Below are 20141 nucleotides of genomic sequence, written 5' to 3'. Positions count from 1 at the left end.
CCTTTCTAGTCTTCTATTTCCAAGGTGGCGGCGTAATCATTGCGGCAGCGGTACAAGCCGCTGGCGGTGTCGTCGTCGGCGTACCACAGCAACTGGGCGACATCGTGCAGCCGGTGTGGGCTGACCCATTCGCCCAGCGAATACAGGCTTTCCACAAAGCGGAACGGCGTATGCGCGTCGCGGGCGTTGGCCACGCTGCCGGCCGGGTAGAGCGGGGACAGCGCGCCGTAGCCCACTGGCATCGGCACGGTCCAGCCCTGGCTGTGGCCGCGTTGGCTGCGCCATTCCAGCGTGCGGCGCGGCTCGCCGCCGGCCGGGTCCGCGTGTTCCTGCCAGTGCGGCGCGTGGTTGATGCGGGACAGGTCCAGCCAGGCGTCGAAGAGGTCTGTCTGCGGTTGGCTGGCGCGCAGGGCGGCCAGGTGGCTTTGCAGCAGGTCGTCGCGGGATACCAGCGCAAAGCCGGGCAGCAGGCTGCGTCGCAATTGGCGGAATTGCTCGCGTCGTTCCGTCTCGTTCTCGCTCAAGGTCATCAACTGCGGCGCGGGACGGCGGCGGCCGGGCAGCGGCGGCGTCAGGCTGCCGCCGGCCATGCGCATGCCGTGCAGGGTGTCAGCCACCTGCCGCGCCAGTTCCGGCAGCTGTTCCTTGGGTGCGGCCAGCGCTTCGCCGGTGAGGCCGAACAGCAGGCTAATGTCCAGATGAATGCGGCCTTCCTCCACGATGGCGGCGGTGGCGCCGTCCTTGTCCACCGGGTTGCGGCTGAGGTGGAAGCCCTGGGTGTAAGCGCCGCTGGTCTGCGCCTGGTAATGGTGGCAGACCACGCCCACCGCCTCGAACTGCAAATCCAGGCTGCCGGCCAGCTTGCGCTCCAGCGCCTGGGCCAGGCCGGTGAAGGCGGTAATGGCCGGAAAGCCCCAAGTGAAGGGGCTGGAAATGGCGTTGGCGTTTTGCACCCGCAGCCGGGGCACGCTCAGCAGGCCGGTGATCACGGGCAGGGTGCTCATGCTTGCTCCTTGGCCATGGCCGCCAGCTGGCGGCGGGTTTGATCGTGCTGGGCCTGCCAGCCCAGGTCCCCGGCCAGCTCCCGCGCCCAGTGGCGGAATTCCGCGTCGCCCATCTCCAGCGGGCTGGCGTCGAATTGCTGGTTCAGCCAGCGGCCGAAGCGCTTGGCCACTTCCAGCGGCCAGTCCTCGCCGTGCCAGCGCGCGGCAAAGTCCGCGTCGGTATCGGCGCGCCAAGGGTCCAGCCACAGCTGTTGGTATTCCGGCAGCCGGCAACGCGTGTCCGCGCTCCAGCCGGGCGGCAGGCCTTCGTGCATTTCCTTGCCAAACAGCAGCAGTTCCTCCAGCAGCGCGTCGCTTAGCTCGTCGCGGCGGTCGCGGGTGTCCATGATCTTGCGCGGTTGGCTTTCCAGGAAGGCGCGCAGTTGGCGGACCAGCCGGCGCACATCGTTGCGGCGGCCAAAGCGCAGCAGCGCGTCCTCGCTATTGAGCGGCGGTTTCAGGCCCAGGCTCCGCCACTGCGGCGGCAAGGAAGCCAGTAGATAGTTATTGCCCTTGCGTTCGCTATTGAGCTGGGAAATATTCTGCGGCTTGGTGCCGCCCAGCTTCTGCACCGCCAGCTGCGGATAATCGCAATAGCCGTGCGGGTGATCGCGCTGTTCGCGGCGGGCCTGGCGCGCGGCCTTGGCGGCTTCGCCGAAGCGGTGCTCCTGGATGGTTTGGTACAGCCGTTGCGCCAGCGCGCTGGGGTAAAGCGGAGCCAGCAGGTGGTAGTGCTCGTCCTTGGCCGGCTCGTAACCCACCAGCCAATACACTTGCTTGGCGCGGCTGTGGCTGGCGGCCGCCGCGCCGGCGTCGGTTAGCGCGGCGAAGGCGGCGATCCAGGCTTGCGCCTGCTCGGGGTTGTCGCTGAGCGCGGCGGCCAAGTCGGCGTCCTGAGCCAAGGCCAGCGCCAGCAGGCTTTGGCCGTCGTGCTGTTGCTTCAGAAACTTGTACACATCCAGCGCGGCGGCGTTGCCCACCACGTCGTCGGCAAAATCCGCGCCCAGGCAGTGGCTGCCCACTTCGCGGCGCGGCGGCAGGGTGGAGGGCGGCGCGTACAGATTGCTGCCGCGGGCGTCTGGGTGGATGGCTTTAAGGGTATGGGTGGCGGCTTGCAGTTGGCCGGCGCGGCGGGCCGCGTCCGCCAGCCAGGCGGCGGGCTGGTGTTGGGCCAGCAGCGCTTCGCGCTTGGCGTCGTCGTCGGGTGCAAGCTTGTCCAGCTTGTCGTCGCGCCGTTGCCGGATGAAGTCGGCCATCAAGGCGCGTAGTGCGGTGGCGCGGGGCGTGAGGGTAGGGGGCATGGCTGTCCTTGGATCACAAAGTCAGAAACAAACAGCTACGCGGCCCCGGCGCGATTGGGCTGCCGGGGCCTTGGCTCGGTGTTTCATTACATGCGGATCCTCCTGTTGTGCAAGGGATTGGGATGGGGGCGTTTTTTAGGCCCATTCGATTGGTATGACGTCTACTAGTGTGCCTGCGGCGAGATCATATTGGAATGGACTGTGGTCTGGATTTAATTGATTTGCATCATGCGGTGGAGGGGCTCAGTTTAGAAGGAGGCATGCCGTTGGGGAAACGGCGTGGGCTGTGTGGCGGCTTGACGCAGACAGCCATGCAAGGTTTGATTCCGCCACTTGCCCATGGAATGAAACGAACCGTAGATGAATGCCATCCTAGTAGAGCACTCCCCCGGCGAACTGGCGCTGGCTTGCGCGCCGGCCGCCACCTTGCTGTTGAACCAAGGTTTCCAAGCGGTGGATTTGCCCTGGTCCTCGGCCGTGGCGGTATTGGCGGTGGCCAGCCTGGGGCTGGGCGTGGCGCGTGCGCGCAAGCAGGCGGCGCTGGCCTGGGTGGAGAATGGCGAGCTATACGTGGCGCGGCGCTTTGGCGCGGCCAGACATTGCGCCTTGGGCCAGGTGCGTTCGGCGCGGCTGTATTACCACCACAGCGCGCTGCCCACCGCGTTGGCGTTTGAAACCGAGCAGGGACTGTGGCTGAGCGTGCGACTGTCCGGTCTAAGCGTGGGCGATGGTGCGCGGAAGCGTTTGGGGCCGGCGCTGCGCGCGTTCTGCGCCTGCCACGGCATCGCCTTTGTAGAGAAGGCTTGAACAGACGGGTCATCAAGTCAATATTGATAATCATTCCCATTTATGGTGTAAGATTGCGGCTCTCATTGATCTGCCCGCACTACATAGCGCAGGCATGGAACCGCAACGGCACGCCTTTTTATGACTTTGACCGCTTCTCGCCTCCCCGTCAGCGCCGCACAGCACGGCATCTGGATGGGGCAGCAACTTTCCCCTGACAACCCGAGCTACCTCACCGCAGAAGCCACCGAACTGCGCGGCGCGCTAGATCTGGACGCCTTGCGCGAGAGCGCCGCCGAGGTGCTGGCCAATTGCGCGGCGCTGAACATGCGCTTCGAGTTTGACGGCAGCCAGCTGTGGCAGCGGCCGGTGGCCGCGCAGGCGGAGATACACTGCCTGGACTTCAGCGCGGAAGCGGAACCGGAAGCGGCGGCGCGGGCCTGGGTGGCCCAGTCATTGGCGCGGCCGTGCGATCCAGCACGGGACGCACTCTATCTGGGCGCGGTGTTGAAGCTGGGGCCGGAGCGGCACTGGTGGTATCTGCAGACCCACCATATCGCGCTGGACGGCTTCGCCTACGGCCTGCTGAGCCAGGCGCTGGCGGCGCGCTACAGCGCCCGCGTCAAGCAGCAAGCCTTGCCGCCGCTGGCGGATTGGTCGCTGGACAAGATCGTCGCCGCCGATCACGACTACCAGGCCAGCGAGGCCTGCGCGCAAGACCGCGCTTTCTGGCTGCAGCGCCAGGGTCGGCAACCGGCGGCCAGCACGCTGGCGCCCGCCGCCTTGCTGGCGGACGGGGTGAACAAGGCCGAGCAATGGCTGAGCCCGGCGCAGATCGCCGCCTGGCAGGCTTCGGCCAAACAGCACGGCGTGGATTGGGGCGCCTGGCTGCTGGCCGCGGTGGGCGCCTGGCTGGCCAAGCGCAGCGGCCGCCGCGCGCTGACCCTGGGCCTGCCGGTGATGAACCGCTTGGGCACGCCGGCGCTGGCGGTGCCGTGCATGGCGATGAATATCGCGCCGCTGAGTCTGCGGCTGGACGAAGACCTGAGCGCGGCGGACTTGAGCCGCCAGCTGGCGGACAGCCTGCGCGCGATCCGGCCGCATCAGCGTTACCGCTACGAGCAGTTGCGCGGCGATTTGGCGCGCGTGGGCGGCCAGCAGCGCTTGTTCGGCGCGGTGGTGAACCTGATGCCTTTCGACCGCCGCGCGCCGTTTGCCGGCCTGGACAGCCGGGTGCTGCCGCTGGGCTCCGGCCCGGTGGAAGATGTGTCGATCAATTTCAGCCTGTTGAACACCGAATGGCGGCTGTGCCTGGAAGCCAACCCCAACGCCTACCCGCAGGCGGAGCTGGACGGCTTGCGCGATGATTTGCTGGCCTGGCTGGACGCCTGGGCCGGCCGCGCGCCGGACGTCGTTCTGAGAGAGCTGTTGCCGGAGCTGCCGCCGCTGAGCGTGCTGAACGGCGCGGCGCTGGAGCGCGAACCGCGGGAGGTGCTGAGCCTGATCCGCGCCGCCGCCGCCGCGCGGCCGGATGCGATAGCCCTGGAGCAGGACGGCGAGCACCTGTCCTACCGCACGCTGTTGCAGCGCGTGCTGCAACTGGCCGGCCGCTTGCAAGCCGCCGGCCTGCAGGCGGAAGAACGGGTGGCCATCGTGCTGCCGCGCAGCCCGGAAGCCATCGTCGCCATCCTGGCCACGCTGTGGGCCGGCGGCTGCTATGTGCCGCTGGACCCGCACGGCCCGCCCACGCGGCTGGCCATGGTGCTGGACGACGCGCAGCCTCGGCTGGCCGTCACCCTGAGCGCCTGGCGTCCGCTACTGGGCGACGTGCCGGCGCTGTGCCTGGACCTGCCGCCGCAACAGGACGCGCTGGCCGCCGCGGACCCGGCGCCGGCAGCCGAGCAAGCCGCCTATCTGCTCTACACCTCCGGCTCCACCGGCAAGCCCAACGGCGTGCTGGTCAGCCACGGTGCGCTGGCCCAGTTCGTCAGCAGCGCCGGCCAGCTGTACCGCATCGGCGCCGACGAACGCATCCTGCAATTCGCGCCGCTGCATTTTGACGCCAGCATCGAAGAAATCTTCCTGGCGCTGTGCCATGGCGGCACCCTGGTGCTGCGCACCGACGCGATGCTGGAATCCATGCCGGCCTTCGCCGCCGCGGTGGCGCGCCAGCGCATCAGCGTGCTGGACCTCCCCACCGCCTTCTGGCACGAACTGGCCTTTGCCTTGCAGCCGGAGCTGGCCGCGCAGCTGGCCAGCGTGCGGCTGACCATCATCGGCGGCGAAGCCGCGCTGCCGGAACGCGCCGGCCGCTGGCAAGCGCTATTGCCGGGCAGCGTGCTGCTCAACAGCTACGGCCCCACCGAAGCCTCCATCATCGCCACCAGCGCCATCCTGTCCGGCCCCGGCGCGGTGTGGGACGGCAGCGACAGCGTGCCCATCGGCCTGCCGCGCCCCGGCGTGCGCGCCGTCATCGTGGACGAGCGCCTGCAGCCTGTGGCGCAGGGCGAGGACGGCGAACTGTGCCTGCTGGGCGAGGCGCTGGCCATCGGCTACCTGGGCCGCGAAGAACTCACCGCGCGCCGTTTCGTCACCCTGGACGCCCTGCCCGGCGCACCGCGCGCCTACCGCACCGGCGACCGCGCGCGCCTGAGCGACGGCCAACTGCGCTTTCTGGGCCGGCTGGATCATGAAATGAAAATCAGCGGCCTGCGCATCGACCCGGCCGAAATCGAAAACGCGCTGCTGGCCTGCCCGGACGTGCGCGAAGCGGCGGTGGTGGGCCTGCCGCTGGCCGGCGGCGGCTATACCCTGGCCGCCTTCCTCAGCGGCGGCGAGACCGAGCCGGCGACGATGCGCTCGCGTTTGGCCGAAGTGCTGCCGGCGGCGGCCATCCCGGACCACTGGCGCTGGCTGGACAGCCTGCCGCGCAACGTCAACGGCAAGATAGACCGCAAGCAGCTGGCCGCCGGCATGGAAGCGCAAGCGCCGGCCGCGGCGGAGAACGCCAGCCCGCTGGAGCGCCAGGTGATGGAAGTGTGGCAGCAAGTGTTGGGCGTCACCCCGCCCAGCCGGCACGCCAACTTCTTCGAACTCGGCGGCAAATCGCTGCAAGCCATCCAGGTGGCCAACCGGCTGGCGCAGCGCCTGAACCGCGAAGTGGCGGTGTCCGCGCTATTCAGCCACAGCACGGTGGCGGCGCTGGCGCAGGCGCTGAGCGCTCCCGCCGCGCACCGGCCCCCGTCCGCTAGTGAAGGCCAGGAATTCGCGCCGCTGCTGACCATCCAGCCCGGTGCGCTGCCGGCGCTGTTCTGCCTGCATCCGGCGGAAGGCCTGTCCTGGTGCTACCTGGGTCTGGCTAAACACCTGCCCGGCGTGGCCATCTACGGCCTACAGGCCACCGGCATCACCGGCGAGAAGCCGGTCAGCTTCGACGCGATGGTGGCGGACTACGTGGCCCGCGTGCGCGAGGTCCAGCCGCAAGGGCCGTACCGGTTGCTGGGCTGGTCCCTGGGCGGCGGACTGGCGCAGGCGATGGCGGCGCAGCTGCGCGCCGCCGGCGAAACCGTGGAACTGGCGGCGCTGATGGACAGCTACCCAACCGCCAGCTGGCAGGGCCGGCCGCAACCGACATTGCACGACGCGCTGGTGACAGTGCTCAGCGTCAACGGCGAAGTGGACGCCGACGAGAACGGCCAGCCGCTGGACAATGAGGCGATCTACCAACGCCTGCTGCGCCCTGGCAGCCCGCTGGCGCCGTTGGGCCGCGCCGCGCTGGAACGGCTGGGCGAGGCCTCGCTGCACGGCATGCAGTTGTTTCGCGACAGCCAAACCCCGCGCTACCACGGCGACGTGCTGCTGTTCCGCGCCGGCGTCCACCCGGAAGACGCGCCCAAGCCGGAAGACTGGCAGCCCTTCCTCGGCGGCAAACTGGAGTGCGTGGAGCTGGACTGCGACCACTTCGGCATGAGCGATCCGGAACCGATGCGAAGGATAGGCGAGGAATTGGCGCGGCGCTTGGCTTGAACCGCGCCGGTTTGATAAAAAACGCCGTTCACCTTGGGTGAGCGGCGTTTTTGCTTTATTGAGCGCGGATTGCTCCGTAAGAGGCTGTTCAAAGTCTCGCGAGCAAGGGCGAGACAAGGCGAAAACAAGTGAAAAAGCAGAATGGTCGAGGGGTACATAAGCATTTTGAGTTTGTACACACCGTGTAACGCTTCACGAAGCGCAGTAGGCCTTGGGCAGGTTCTAAGGGCTGATTTTCAGATGGCCGATCACGCATGGCATGGGTTCTATTTCATTCGCTCCGGTTCAGTCGCAGCGCATAGCAACCATGGGCGGGGAAACGCAGCATAGCGAAAGCGATCTCTGGCCTTGTCTCCCAGTGCGCCAGTATCGCCTCCACCTGATGTGTTGGCAGCAATGTGGCTTCCAACATGGTCTGTTCTTTGCCGTAAGCGCGCAGCGCCACGATGTCGCCAAGGTAGGCATTCCCACCGACGCGGAGCAGTAGCGACGACAGCTCGGGCAGAGGTTCTGGCTGTGATTCAGCCGCCAGGAAAACCGGACCATACTCGCGGTATGGCCCGGCTTGGTGGAATGGGCTGTAGCTCGCCAGAATCAGCCCCTCTCCCGGAGTGGCGCGGCGCAGCGCGTCGCGGAAGGGTTCGCCGCCAGCGGCCGTCATCCGTTGGATGGTTTGGCCGAGCGCATCAATTCCTTTGTGCCGTGCCCGCTCGACGAAAACCGGGTCAAGGGTTTTCAGTTGCCAAGCCATGTCGCTCTCCTTCGTAACATTGAAATGCTCGAAGTCTATGGCGGCGCGCCCTTGTGGACGACCCGATTCTTGCTGTGCTCGTCTTCAAATACATAGCAGCTTGAATGACCCCGCCTCGGTTTTCTAAGCGGCTTATTCGGCCGTGAGCCATGCCCGACAATACGGCTAGCTTGCAGTCTTTTCTAAGCTGCCTATCCGGCAGTGAACGCCACGGCTTGGCTATTGTTGCCCGCGAACTGTTTCTAAGCTGCCTATCCGGCAGTGAACAGAATGCTGGCGTGAGTGGCACCGCGCTGGATTTTCTAAGCTGCCTATCCGGCAGTGAACCGCCACGCGGAATTCGTTCAGATTCATTTGCATTTCTAAGCTGCCTATCCGGCAGTGAACAAGCAGCGTTTTCTCGACGAGCGCACCGTCCATTTCTAAGCTGCCTATCCGGCAGTGAACGCGCTGTTGGATGATCTGCGCGTGATGGAACATTTCTAAGCTGCCTATCCGGCAGTGAACCTGAACGCCGCGGACGGCGGCGCGCCGATGGTTTTCTAAGCTGCCTATCCGGCAGTGAACCGGGCTTTGTCTGTCTATTCCATTTTGTCGTTTTTCTAAGCTGCCTATCCGGCAGTGAACAGCATACTAAAAACCCATTTTGATATTCTCTTTTTCTAAGCTGCCTATCCGGCAGTGAACAGCATACTAAAAACCCATTTTGATATTCTCTTTTTCTAAGCTGCCTATCCGGCAGTGAACGCATCAACCAGGTGAATGCGCGCCTTGCGCCATTTCTAAGCTGCCTATCCGGCAGTGAACCTTCCGCACCCGCTGACCACCAATAGCCGGCATTTCTAAGCTGCCTATCCGGCAGTGAACCTTTGGGACTGGCTTGTGTCCAGATCGCCAGCTTTCTAAGCTGCCTATCCGGCAGTGAACCAGGGGAGATTGCGATTCATTTTGCTGCGGACTTTCTAAGCTGCCTATCCGGCAGTGAACCCAGCCTTGCTTATCAGGCTTCGGCAGCGTCATTTCTAAGCTGCCTATCCGGCAGTGAACTCGTACCGTTCTGGTTTTTGGGATCTCCATCATTTCTAAGCTGCCTATCCGGCAGTGAACGCAGCCTCGGCTGCGGGAGAGCCGCTTCCCTGTTTCTAAGCTGCCTATCCGGCAGTGAACATGGTTGCGTGTTGTTCAGGAGGTAATTAAATTTTCTAAGCTGCCTATCCGGCAGTGAACGGGGTGATTACGTTGTGGTCAAGCGCCTAGACTTTCTAAGCTGCCTATCCGGCAGTGAACGCCAGATATTAGCAGTCCTTGGCCTGTCATCATTTCTAAGCTGCCTATCCGGCAGTGAACGCGCCGGTTTTCCAAGCGCGCCATTCCGTTACTTTCTAAGCTGCCTATCCGGCAGTGAACAGTCGATTGGTTCACTGTCATTTGCATGAGCGTTTCTAAGCTGCCTATCCGGCAGTGAACGTGCAACGGCGGCGCCATGCGCCACGCTCAAATTTTCTAAGCTGCCTATCCGGCAGTGAACACTGCCTTTGTTGCTTTTCATGAGTGCAGCTATTTCTAAGCTGCCTATCCGGCAGTGAACGGCGGCGCTGGCCGGCCTGCGTCACGTCTTCCTTTCTAAGCTGCCTATCCGGCAGTGAACTAGAGTTTACACCGCCCCCTCGCCTTATGGCGTAGGCATCTGCGGCGATTTTTCCGGGTTTGACCCAAATGTTCAGACAAAGGCTAAGTGATTGTTTTTATTGGGGCTGATGAGGGGCTTGAAAAAAAGGGTTTTTGCCGCGCTGCCTGTTCCTTCGTCCATGCTCATGGCAAGATGTGCTATCGCGTCACATCCCATAGGTATGGCCATGTCCGATTTTTCCCCGTCCGATCTCAAGACCATTCTGAATTCCAAGCGCGCCAATCTTTACTATCTGCAGCACTGCCGCGTGCTGGTCAACGGCGGGCGGGTGGAGTACGTCACCGATGCCGGCAAGGCTTCGCTGTACTGGAATATCCCCATCGCCAACACCACTTGCATCCTGCTGGGCACCGGCACTTCAGTGACGCAGGCTGCAATGCGGGAATTGGCCAAGGCCGGGGTGATGGTGGGTTTTTGCGGCGGGGGCGGCACGCCCTTGTTCAGCGCCAATGAGCTGGAGCAGGAGGCGGCGTGGTTCGCGCCGCAAAGCGAGTACCGGCCCACGGAATATCTGCAGTACTGGGTGCGCTTTTGGTTTGACGACGCGCAGCGGCTGGCCGCCGCCAAGGATGTGCAACTGGCGCGGCTGGGTTGCTTGCAGCGGCATTGGCTGGGCAGCCGCGCCTTGCGCGAGTCCGGTTTCGAGGTGGAGGCGGCCGGCTTGGAAGCCGCCTTGCAAGCCTCGCGCCAGGCGATTGCCCAGGCGCCGGACCACGCGCATTTGCTGACAGAGGAGGCGCGGCTGACCAAGCTGCTGTTCCGCTTGGCCGCGCAGGCCACCCGTTATGGCGATTTCAGCCGCGCCAAGCGCGGCGCCGGCACGGACCCGGCCAATGCCTTTCTGGATCACGGCAATTACTTGGCTTACGGCCTGGGCGCCACCGCGGCCTGGGTGCTGGGCTTGCCGCACGGCCTGGCGGTGCTGCACGGCAAGACCCGGCGCGGCGGGCTGGTGTTCGACGCGGCGGACCTGGTCAAGGACGCGCTGATCCTGCCGCAGGCCTTTATCTCCGCGATGCGCGGCGACGACGAGCAGACCTTCCGCCAGGCTTGTATCGAGGCGCTGACCCGCGGCGAGGCGCTGGACTTCATCATCGACACCTTGAAGGATATTGCCGAGCGGCGGGGGCGGGCGGCATGAATATCCTGCTGATTTCGCAATGCGACAAGAAAGCGCTGACGCGCAGCCGGCAGATTCTGGACCAGTTCGCCGAGTGCCGCGGCGACCGGGTCTGGCAAACGCCCATCACCCAGGCCGGGCTGGACACGCTGCGGCGCTTGCTGCGCCAGAGCGCGCGCAAGAACACCGCGGTGGCCTGCCACTGGATACGAGGCCAGGACCATAGCGAGCTGCTGTGGATAGTCGGCGACGCCAGCCGCTTCAACGCCGACGGCGCCACGCCCACGCACAGTACCCGCCGCAATGTGCTGCGCAGCGCGGACGAAAACGACTGGCACAGCGGGGAGGACATTCAACTGCTGGCCGGCCTGGCGGCTTTGCTGCATGACCTGGGCAAGGCCAGCCAGGCGTTTCAGGAGAGGCTGCGCGGCAAGCGGAGCGAGCGTAATCTCTACCGCCACGAGTGGGTGTCCTTGCGCTTGTTCCAGGCGTTTGTCGGCGACGACGACGACGCCGGCTGGCTGGCGCGCTTGCGGCAGCCGACCGAGCGGGATCACGCCAGCTGGCTGGATCGTTTGCAGGCGGACGGCATGGGCGCGGCGTGCGAACCGCCGTTTTCCCGTTTGCCGCCGCTGGCCGCCGCGGTGGGTTGGCTGGTGCTGACGCATCACCGGCTGCCGCTGATGCCGGATTTCGCGCAGGGCAAGCAATGCCGCCTGGGCGGCAAGCTACAGGGCTTTCAAAGCCGCATGTTGTTGAATATTCCGGCACATATCGACGCGCGCTGGAATGAATGGCGGGAGGCGGAGGCCGAGCCGGCGCAGCTGGCGCCGTACTGGCGCTTCCCGCAGGGGCTGCCGGTGAACACGCCGGCCTGGAGCCGCCGCGCCGCACGGCTGGCGGATAAGCTGGCGGCGCGTTTGGCCGTGCGCGGCGAGACGCGTTGGCTGGACAATCTTTACGCGATGCATGTGGCGCGGTTGAGCCTGATGCTGGCGGATCATCATTTTTCCAGCCTGGATTACGCCCAACTGCGGCACAAGCGCGGCCAGGCCGGCTATCCGCTATGGGCCAACACCCATGGCCGGTCCGGCGATTTCAACCAGCCGCTGGACGAGCATTTGCTGGGCGTGGCGGAGCATAGCGCCTTGGTATGCCGCGCCTTGCCCGGTTTTGAGCGGGAGTTGCCGCGGCTGTTGCGGCGCAAGCGCTTGCAGCAACGCAGCGCCGACGGGCGCTTCCGCTGGCAGGACCGCGCCGCGGACCTGGCCGCGGGGATGCGGGCGCGGGCGGCGGAGCAGGGCGCTTTCATCGTCAATATGGCGTCCACCGGCTGCGGCAAGACGCTGGGCAATGCGCGGATCATGTATGCCTTGGCGGACCCGGCCTTGGGTTTGCGTTGCGCGTTTGCGCTGGGCTTGCGCGCGCTGACGCTGCAAACCGGCCAGGCTTTCCGCCAGCGGCTGGGCCTGAACGAGGATGATCTGGCCATCTGCGTGGGCGGCAGCGCCAACACTCAGTTGTTCGAGCACTATCAAGAGCAGGCGGAGGCCAGCGGCTCGGCGTCGCGCCAGGCCTTGTGGGAAGAGGGCGGCGAGGTGCGTTACGAGGCCGGCGGCGAGCATCCCTTGCTGTCGCGCGCGCTGCGCGATCCGCAAACGGCGAAGTTGCTGCAGGCGCCGTTGCTGGTGTGCACCATAGATCATCTGACGCCAGCGACGGAAAGCCAGCGCGGCGGGCGGCAGATCGCGCCCATGCTGAGGCTGATGAGCGGGGATTTGGTGCTGGATGAACCGGACGATTTCGACTTGGCGGACTTGCCGGCGCTGACCCGGCTGGCGCATTGGGCCGGCCTGTTGGGCAGCCGGCTGCTGCTGTCGTCGGCCACCTTGCCGCCAGCGCTGATCGAGGGCTTGTTCGAGGCCTATCTGGCCGGCCGTCGTCAGTTTCAGGCCAATCGCGGTCAGCCGGGGCGGTCGCTGGCGGTCTGCTGCGCCTGGGTGGATGAGAATGCCCTGGCGCAGCAAGACTGTGCCGATGTCGATGCTTTCCGCCAGAGGCAACGTCAGTTTGCCGGCCGGCGCGCCGATTGGCTGGCCACGCAGCCGGCGCGGCGCAACGCTGAACTATTGCCGCTGAGTTTTGGCCAGGGGCAGGCGCCGGCGTTGCGTCGGGAGTTCGCCGCTCAGCTACAGCCGGCCATCGAGCGTTTGCACCGGCTCAATCAGCAGCGGGATCCGCTCCGCGGTCAGGCGGTCAGCTTCGGCCTGGTGCGCATGGCCAATATCCAGCCTTTGTTCGAGGTGGCGCTGGCCCTGTACGCGTTGCCGTGGCCGGCGCATTGGCAGCTGCATTTATGCGTTTACCACTCGCAATACCCCTTGTTGCTGCGTTCCGGCATCGAGCGCCAGCTGGACCAGGCGCTGAATCGTTCCGATCCGCAAGCGGTGTTCACGCTGCCGGCCATTCGCCGCGAGCTGGACGCGGAGCCGGAGCGCGAGCATGTGTTCATCGTGCTGGGTTCGCCGGTGACGGAGGTGGGACGGGATCATGATTACGATTGGGCGATTGTCGAGCCTTCGTCCATGCGTTCGCTGATTCAGCTGGCCGGGCGGCTGCGCCGCCACCGCCCGGAGCCTTGGGACAAGGTGAATGTGCTGATTGGCGAGCGCAATCTGCGCAGCGTGGAGCAGCCGGCGCAGCCGGCCTTCCGCTGGCCGGGCTTTGAGGATGAGGCGTTCCCCTTGGGCAGCCATCTGCTGAGCGAACTGCTGGAGGAAGACGAGTACCGGCACCTGGACGCGCGGCCGCGCATCGTGCAACCAGAGCCGTTGCAGGCGCAGCGGCGCTTGTCGCACTTGGAGCATGCGCGGCTGGCGCAGCTGATGTCGCCGGCGGGCCAGGCTAAAGCCGCCAGCAGCCGGCCGGGGCGCGAGGGGCCGGCCATCGCTCCGATGGGGGCGTATAGCTGTTGGCAACAGCCTCAGGCGCTGCTCAGCGGCGTGCTGGCGCAGCAGCAGCCTTTCCGCGCTGGCGGCGAGCCGGAGGTGGATTTGCTGTTATTGCCCACCGAGGACGGGGACGATTACGCGCTGCACCGTGTGGAAAGCCGGCCGTGGCCGGAGCCGCCGCATTTCACGCCGGTGGAGGCCAGCTTGAACCAGCGAGTGCCGGAGGCGGCGTTGACGCAGCCGAATATCCGACCCTGGGGCGTCAGCGATTATCCAACGGCTTTGGCCGAGCTGGCGGCGGAGCTGGGCATGGAACTGGAGACTTGCGCGCGGCGCTTTGGCGGGTTGAGCTTGCCGCAGTCTGACAATGGCTGGCGCTTCCATCCGGCACTGGGGTTTTGCAAGGCTTGAGGCCGGGCTGGCCATGAAAACAGCCGAGGCTGCTGGGGATCGCCAGCGGCCTCGGCCGTTCGCAGCAGACATCTGACAGACTTTCAGAGCCTGTTCAAAATCTCGCGAGCAAGAGCGAGACAAGGCGGAAACAGCTGAGAAAGTGGAATGTACAAGTGGTACATGAGCATTTCGAAGCTGTTTTCAACGCCGTATCGCCGCAGCGCAGCAGATTATGAACAGGTTCTCAGCGCAAACCGCTGTGCAGCCCGTCCACCAGCACATGCGCCACGCCCTGGGAGCAGCGCTCCACCCGGCCGCTGACGCCGTAGACGCGGCGCAGGCTTTGGCTGTCTATCACTTCGTCCGGCGCGCCGTTGGCTTGCAGCGCGCCGTCCTTCAGCATCAGCACCCGGTCGCAGTGGCGCAGCGCCACGTTGAGGTCGTGCAGCACGATGATGGTGACCATGCCGCGGCGGCGGGTTTCGCGGCGCAGCAGATCCATCACGTGGAACTGGTAGTTGAGGTCCAGCGCCGACAGCGGTTCGTCCAGCAGCAGCACCGCCGGTTCGCGGATCAGCGCCTGGGCGATCCCCACCAGCTGGCGCTGGCCGCCGGACAACTGGTCCAGGTAGCGCAGCGCTAGTTGCTCGATGCCCAGCGATTGCAGCAGCGCGAACACTTGCTGGTCGTCATGACGGCGAGACAAGCCGGCGGCGGTGGCCTGGCCGGCCACCATCAGCGATTCGAACACCGATAGATGCACGCTGGGCGGCAGGGTTTGCGGCAGGTAGGCCACTTCGCCGCGCTGGCGGCTGAGCGCGCGCTGGTCCAGGCGGACGTCGCCGCGGCTGTGCTGCAGGCCGGCCAAGGCGCGCAGCAAGGTGGATTTGCCGCTGCCGTTGGGGCCCAGCAAGGCCGTGATGTCGCCCGCCCGCAGACAGGGCACGTCCAGCGCGCTTATCACCTGGCGCTTGCCGTAGCTGACCGAGAGTTGATGGATGGACAGGGCGGAGCTCATTGGCGGCCTCCATTGCGCAGCACGATGGCGATGAAGAAGGGGATGCCCACCAGCGAGGTGACGATGCCCACCGGCACGATGACGCCGGGTACCAGGTTCTTGGTCACCACCGAGGCCATGGACAGGATGGCGGCGCCGGTCAGCGCGCTCACCGGCAGGTAGAAGCGGTGGTCCTCGCCCACCAGCCGGCGCGAGATATGCGGCGCGATCAGGCCGATGAAGCCTATGGTGCCGACGAAGGCCACCGCCAGCGCGGTGAGCAGGCTGGCGCGCAGCAGCGAGCTAAGCCGCAGCCGGCGCACATTGATGCCGAAGCTGGCGGCGCGGTCTTCGCCCAGCCGCAGCGCAGTCAGCCGCCAGGACTGGCTCAGCGACCAGGGCAGGATCAGCGCGAAGGCGCCGAACAGCAAGGCAATCTTGGGCCAGTCCGCGCGCGACAGGCTGCCCATCAGCCAGAACACCAGGTCTTGCAGCGAGTCCGCGGTGGAAACGAATTGCAGCAGGGACACCAGGGCGTTGAAGCTGAAGAACAGCGCGATGCCGAACAGCACCACGCCGCTAGTGGGCATATTGCTCCAGCGCGCCACCACGTCCAGCAAGAGCGCGGAACCGAGCGCGAACACGAAGGCGTTGACCGGCAGCATCCACGGGCCGGGGACGCCGGGGATGCTGACATCCAGCAGGATGGCCAGCGCCGCGCCAAAGGCGGCCGCGGGCTGCAGGCCCAGGGTGAACGGGTCCGCCAGCGGGTTGTGCAGCACGGTCTGCATTTCCGCGCCGGCGAGGCCCAGCGCCAGGCCGGCGGCGATGGCGATCAGCGCGTAGGGCAGGCGGATCTGCCAGACGATGACTTCCGTGGCGGGATCGGCGGCGGAGGGGTGCCACAGCGTCTGCCAGAATTCGGCCAGCGGCATGCCGCTGGCGCCGGTGGTGACGTCCAGCGTCAGCGAGATGGCGAGCAGGCTTAGCAGCACGGCCACCAGCAGCAGCCGGCGCAGCAGGGTGCGGCGGTAATCCGCCGCCACCGAGGCGGCGGAAAGCGTCATGGTTTCGCTGCTCATTTAACGCCCTTGACCCAGTAAGTGCCTTGCGGCTCGATGGCCAGGAAGTCGCGGTGCAGCTGCTTCCAACTGGCGTCCGGGTCCAGTTTGGCGAAGCGCGCCGGTTGCAATTCCTTGGCGAAGGCTTCCAGCAGCACGATGTGGTAAGGCGTGTTGTAGAAGTGGTGCCAGGCGCCGAAGGTGCGGCCTTCGCGCACCGCGCGCAAGGCGCCCACCGGACTGCGCGCAGCGGTGCGCTTGAGTGAGGCCTGCGCCTGCGCCGCGCTGATGTTGGCGCCAAACTGGATGCCGGTTTTCTCGGCGGCGTCCGCGGTGCCGGTACCGATGTACAGGTCCGGATTGCTGGCCAGCACATGCTCCATATTCACTTCGCCCACCGCGCCGGGGATCAGCTTGTCGGCGATATTGACGCCGCCGGCGGCGTCCACCAGCTCGCCCAGGCTGCCGCGTCCGGCGCTGGTGACATTGCTGAAGGCGCCGGCGCGGAGGTCTAGGAAGGCCTTGGGCTTTTGCTGCGCCGGGATGGCGGCCACCACCTTGCGGATGGCGTCCATCTTGCCCTGGTAGAAGCGGATGAAGCGCTCGGCTTCGGCCTCGCGCTGCAGCGCCTTGCCCATGATGCGCAGGCTGGGCACGGTGTGTTCCAGCGGGGCGTTGCGGAAATCGACGAAGACCACCGGCACCTTGGCTGCTTGCAGCTGCTGCACGATGGGGTTGTTCAGGCCCGGGCCGTGGCCGGAGATGCTGAACACGGCGATGTCCGGGCGCAAGGTCAGCACTTTCTCGGCGCTGACGGAGTTCTCGCTGGTTTTGCCGATCAGCGGAATCCGGTCGATGGCGGGGAAGCGCTGTTTGTACTGGGCGTAGGTTTGCGGGTCCAGCTGGCGGAAGTCGCCCTGCCAGCCGGCGATGCGGGCGATGGGCTGCTTGCCTTCCAGCAAGGCCAGCGCGTAGAACAGCCGGCCTTCGCCCAAGAGGATGCGGTTGACCTTGGCCGGCACTTCCACTTTACGGCCGGCGATATCGGTGACGGTGGCGGCTTGGGCCGCCAGCGTGGCCGCGGCCAGCGCGCCGGCCAGCAGCAGACGGGAGAACAGTGTTTTCATTGTGATTCCTTGAGCGATACGGCTCCGCTGTCAAAGCCCGCCGTAGGGGCGGGTGGACGGGCTTTGGCAGTGGAGCGGGTGGGCAAGCATCATACCGAAACGAGAGCGGCCGGGCAGGCCCGGCGTACTCGGAAAACGCCGATAGGCTGGGGTTCTTACTCGGTCTTGGCCCAGTCCAGCTTCAAGTCCGGCGTCTTGGCCATCAGGCCCAGATGCTCGTCCATGATGAATTCGATCTTGGCCAGCTTGTCGGCGGCGTCGGCGGCACAGATCATGTCCAGGGTGTCGTCCTGGCGCTGGATCCGGCATTCGCCTATGGGGAAGTGCACGTGGGCCTGGTGGCTGTCGAACTCCACCGGCACTTTCAGCGCGTAGTGCTTGCACAGCTTGTACAGCACCTTGTCGGCATTGGGCGTGGTCAATTGGGCGCGGCTGCTCAACATCATCAATTCTCCAATCGTAAAAACGGGAACAGGCAGTTGGCGAATCCGGCGGATTCGGCAACTGCCGTGCGGTATTTCCGGCCCGTCCGGAGACGGGCCGTCAGAAGCGGTTCACGATGCTTGCTAGCCCGTGAACCTTTTCTTAGAACTTGCCGGTCAAGGTCAGCCAATAGCGGCGGCCCTCATCGACCATCCAGTTGCCGTTAAGCGGCGCTTTAGTGCGATCGGGTTCGGCATTGCCCACACGGTCATCAATCGCTACCTTGCGGTCGGCCAGATTGAAGACGGCGAAGTTGACGTCGAAGTTCTTGCTCAGCTTGTAGCTACCGCCGAAGTCCCAGGTGCTGGAACCGCCGCGGGTGCGCGCATCGTAAGCGCCGTTGCGGAAGCCGGTGTAGTACTGCTTGCCTTCAAAGTTCAGGCGGGTGTACAGGTCCAGCTTTTCCATCGGAGCCCAGGCCAGCTTCACGTTGCCGGCGTGTTCCGGTGTTTTGTCCAGCGGCAGGCCGTTCAGAGATTGACCGGATAGCGAGGTTTCCCTACCGCCCTCGCGCTTGGACTTGGTGTAGGTGTAGTTGCCGGACAGTGTCCACTTCGGCATGAAAGTCCAGCTGCTGGACAATTCCAGGCCGCGGATGTTGACCGAGTCCACATTGTCGTATATGTAGACGCGGGCCGGCTTGCCCTTAGAGATCAATGCATTGGTGAATTGATCGGTACCGTAGCTGACCACCTTGTTCTTGAAGTCGTTGTTGAACAGCGTGGCGTTAGCGCTCAAGCCCTGTTCATTGTCGAAGTGCAGACTCACTTCGTAAGAGGTGCTTTCCTCCGGCTTCAACTTGGAGTTGCCGCACAGTAAGCCGGTTTCCACGCGGCTGCCGGTACGCATGCAGTAGCCGTCGGTGCTCTGGCGAATGGTGGGCGCCTTGAAACCCTTGCCGATGCCGCCTTTCAGGGTCCACTGAGAGTTCAGGTGCTGAACCAGGTAAGCACGCGGAGTGAAGTGGGTGCCAAACACGCTGTGGTGGTCGACACGACCGCCGGCGGTGATGGTCAGGCTGTCTGTGGCTTCGAAGCTGTCTTCGGCAAACAGAGACCAGGTGTTGACGGTGACCTTGTCCGGGTTGGGCGCGCCAGTGTATTTGAAACGATTTGGATCGAAGGCTTCTTGAGCCTGCAGATCAGAGCCAACCTGTCGGCCAAGCTGGGTGCCGACTTTCACGGTGTGACGATCCAGCAGGAAGGTGAGTTGGCCGTCCAGCGTGGTATTGGCCAACTTCACGCCTTTGCCGTCGCTGACGTTATTTTCGTCCGAGCTAGACTTGGCCAGTTCCTGATACAGCGCGACATTGGAACGGATATTGCCGTACTTGCCGTTGTGGCTCAGGCTCCAGTGATCACGGGTATCGTATTGATCGTATTTTCCGAGAGTCGGAGAAATGCTCTTGCCGCCGGTGGTGGTTTTACGCAGCTCGTTATGACCGGCCTCGAAGGTGATCTCGTGGTCCTGGTTCGGGGTGAAGCTGAGCTTGGCGTTGATGTCGGACATGTGGTTGGCGTCTTTGCCGCCATCGCCGCTCTTGGAGTAGAAGATATTGTCTTCCGCCTGGTTGTTCAGCGAGCCGTAGACTTGCAGCGACAGCAGGTCCTTCATCAGCGGGCCGCCCAGCCAGAAGCTGCTCTGGCCGGTATTGCCTTCGTTCGAATGTTCGGTGATGGTACCGCCCAGCGTCATCGAGCCATGCCATTCCTTGGGCGCTTTGCGGGTGATGATGTTGACCACGCCGCCCATGGCGTCGGAGCCGTACAGCGAGGACATCGGGCCGCGCACCACTTCGATGCGCTCAATCGCCTCCATCGGAGGGATCTGGTATTGCTGGAAGCCGCCGGTGCCGCGACTGCGCACTTCGCGGGTGCCTTGGCGGCGGCCGTCCACCAGGATCAGCGAGTATTCGCCGGGCATGCCGCGGATGGCAATGTCCTTATCGCCAGGGCCGGAGCCATTGATGCTGACGCCTTCCAGATCGGTCAGCGCGTCGGCCAGGTTGGTGAACGGCTTTTTCGCCAGATCTTCGCGAGTAATCACCGAAATACTAGCCGGGGCTTGTTTGATTTTTTGCTCGTAGCCGGAGGCGGTGACCACTACCGAGGGCAGGGTGGCTTCGGCTTCCGCCGCGTGGGCGGCGGGCAGGTAGAGGGCGGAAACCGCCGCGGACAACAGGGCGAGGCGCACGCCGTGACGGGCGGCGGAGTCAAAGGTTTTCATTATCGTGGATACCTGGAAATCATCACATGAACGAAGCCCATTTGATCCGCGTCACGGCATGGCCGGCGCTGTTTGCATGCCGTTGGCGTTTAGTTTGCGCAAGGAATGTCAAATGGGACCGTAAGTATCCCACCGAATTAATGCGAACGCAAATGCGAATCGTTATTGATTGATGCTCGGCTTGGG

At 64.9% G+C, this 20141-nt stretch carries 12 protein-coding genes and 1 CRISPR repeat array; of the genes, 4 read left to right on the top strand and 8 right to left on the bottom strand.

Features of this window, described 5'->3' with window-relative positions; genetic code table 11:
• Positions 1 to 5: 5 nt before the first annotated feature.
• Both csy2 and csy1 read right to left on the bottom strand, forming a co-directional pair.
• Positions 6 to 1004, bottom strand: a complete 999-nt coding sequence (gene csy2 / locus ACUXV1_RS09350) for a type I-F CRISPR-associated protein Csy2 (protein ID WP_446015226.1) — start codon at positions 1002 to 1004, stop codon at positions 6 to 8.
• Positions 1001 to 2344, bottom strand: a complete 1344-nt coding sequence (csy1, locus tag ACUXV1_RS09345; protein ID WP_194427648.1) for a type I-F CRISPR-associated protein Csy1 — start codon at positions 2342 to 2344, stop codon at positions 1001 to 1003. The genes csy2 and csy1 overlap by 4 nt, the downstream gene beginning before the upstream one ends.
• A gap of 360 nt (positions 2345 to 2704) precedes the next feature.
• On the opposite strand from csy1, the gene ACUXV1_RS09340 reads away from it, so the two are divergent.
• Positions 2705 to 3151: a hypothetical protein gene (locus tag ACUXV1_RS09340; protein ID WP_446015224.1), complete on the top strand. Its 447-nt coding sequence runs from the start codon at positions 2705 to 2707 to the stop codon at positions 3149 to 3151.
• A 120-nt stretch (positions 3152 to 3271) separates the two neighbouring features.
• Positions 3272 to 7156 carry an amino acid adenylation domain-containing protein gene (locus tag ACUXV1_RS09335; protein ID WP_446015222.1) on the top strand — a complete coding sequence of 1295 codons (3885 nt, stop codon included), beginning with the start codon at positions 3272 to 3274 and terminating at the stop codon, positions 7154 to 7156.
• Positions 7157 to 7427: 271 nt separating this feature from the next.
• On the opposite strand, the gene ACUXV1_RS09330 is transcribed toward ACUXV1_RS09335, so the two are convergent.
• The gene (locus tag ACUXV1_RS09330) at positions 7428 to 7907 is read right to left on the bottom strand and encodes a DUF1203 domain-containing protein (RefSeq protein ID WP_446015220.1); all 480 of its coding nucleotides are present in this window, start codon (positions 7905 to 7907) and stop codon (positions 7428 to 7430) included.
• A gap of 120 nt (positions 7908 to 8027) precedes the next feature.
• Positions 8028 to 9555: direct repeats of the CRISPR family, unit length 28 nt; unit sequence TTTCTAAGCTGCCTATCCGGCAGTGAAC.
• Positions 9556 to 9763: 208 nt separating this feature from the next.
• Between ACUXV1_RS09330 and cas1f the strand changes: the two genes are divergently transcribed.
• Entirely contained in the window at positions 9764 to 10738 is a 975-nt protein-coding gene (gene cas1f / locus ACUXV1_RS09325; RefSeq protein ID WP_446015218.1) for a type I-F CRISPR-associated endonuclease Cas1f, read from the top strand.
• The gene (gene cas3f, locus ACUXV1_RS09320) at positions 10735 to 14079 is read left to right on the top strand and encodes a type I-F CRISPR-associated helicase Cas3f (RefSeq protein ID WP_446015217.1); all 3345 of its coding nucleotides are present in this window, start codon (positions 10735 to 10737) and stop codon (positions 14077 to 14079) included. Before cas1f ends, cas3f begins: the two co-directional genes overlap by 4 nt.
• A gap of 226 nt (positions 14080 to 14305) precedes the next feature.
• Here cas3f and ACUXV1_RS09315 read toward each other — a convergent pair whose 3' ends face one another.
• From ACUXV1_RS09315 to ACUXV1_RS09295, 5 genes are all read right to left on the bottom strand, one after another.
• Positions 14306 to 15079 (bottom strand): ABC transporter ATP-binding protein, encoded by a 774-nt coding sequence (locus ACUXV1_RS09315; protein ID WP_081554785.1) that lies wholly within the window; start codon positions 15077 to 15079, stop codon positions 14306 to 14308.
• A complete protein-coding gene (locus ACUXV1_RS09310; RefSeq protein ID WP_337883838.1) occupies positions 15076 to 16140 on the bottom strand; it encodes a FecCD family ABC transporter permease in 1065 nt (354 codons plus the stop codon). Before ACUXV1_RS09310 ends, ACUXV1_RS09315 begins: the two co-directional genes overlap by 4 nt.
• Positions 16137 to 17246, bottom strand: coding sequence for an ABC transporter substrate-binding protein (locus ACUXV1_RS09305; RefSeq protein ID WP_203389650.1), 1110 nt, complete (start codon positions 17244 to 17246; stop codon positions 16137 to 16139). Before ACUXV1_RS09305 ends, ACUXV1_RS09310 begins: the two co-directional genes overlap by 4 nt.
• Before the next feature lie 155 nt (positions 17247 to 17401).
• Positions 17402 to 17692, bottom strand: coding sequence for a DUF2218 domain-containing protein (locus ACUXV1_RS09300; RefSeq protein ID WP_227104831.1), 291 nt, complete (start codon positions 17690 to 17692; stop codon positions 17402 to 17404).
• A gap of 139 nt (positions 17693 to 17831) precedes the next feature.
• On the bottom strand, positions 17832 to 19955 hold the full coding sequence (locus ACUXV1_RS09295; protein ID WP_052370992.1) for a TonB-dependent receptor domain-containing protein: 2124 nt from the start codon (positions 19953 to 19955) through the stop codon (positions 17832 to 17834).
• Positions 19956 to 20141: the final 186 nt, after the last annotated feature.

It is taken from the genome of Chromobacterium sp. W521, assembly GCF_052805975.1.
This window is presented reverse-complemented; position numbering and strand designations above follow the sequence as displayed.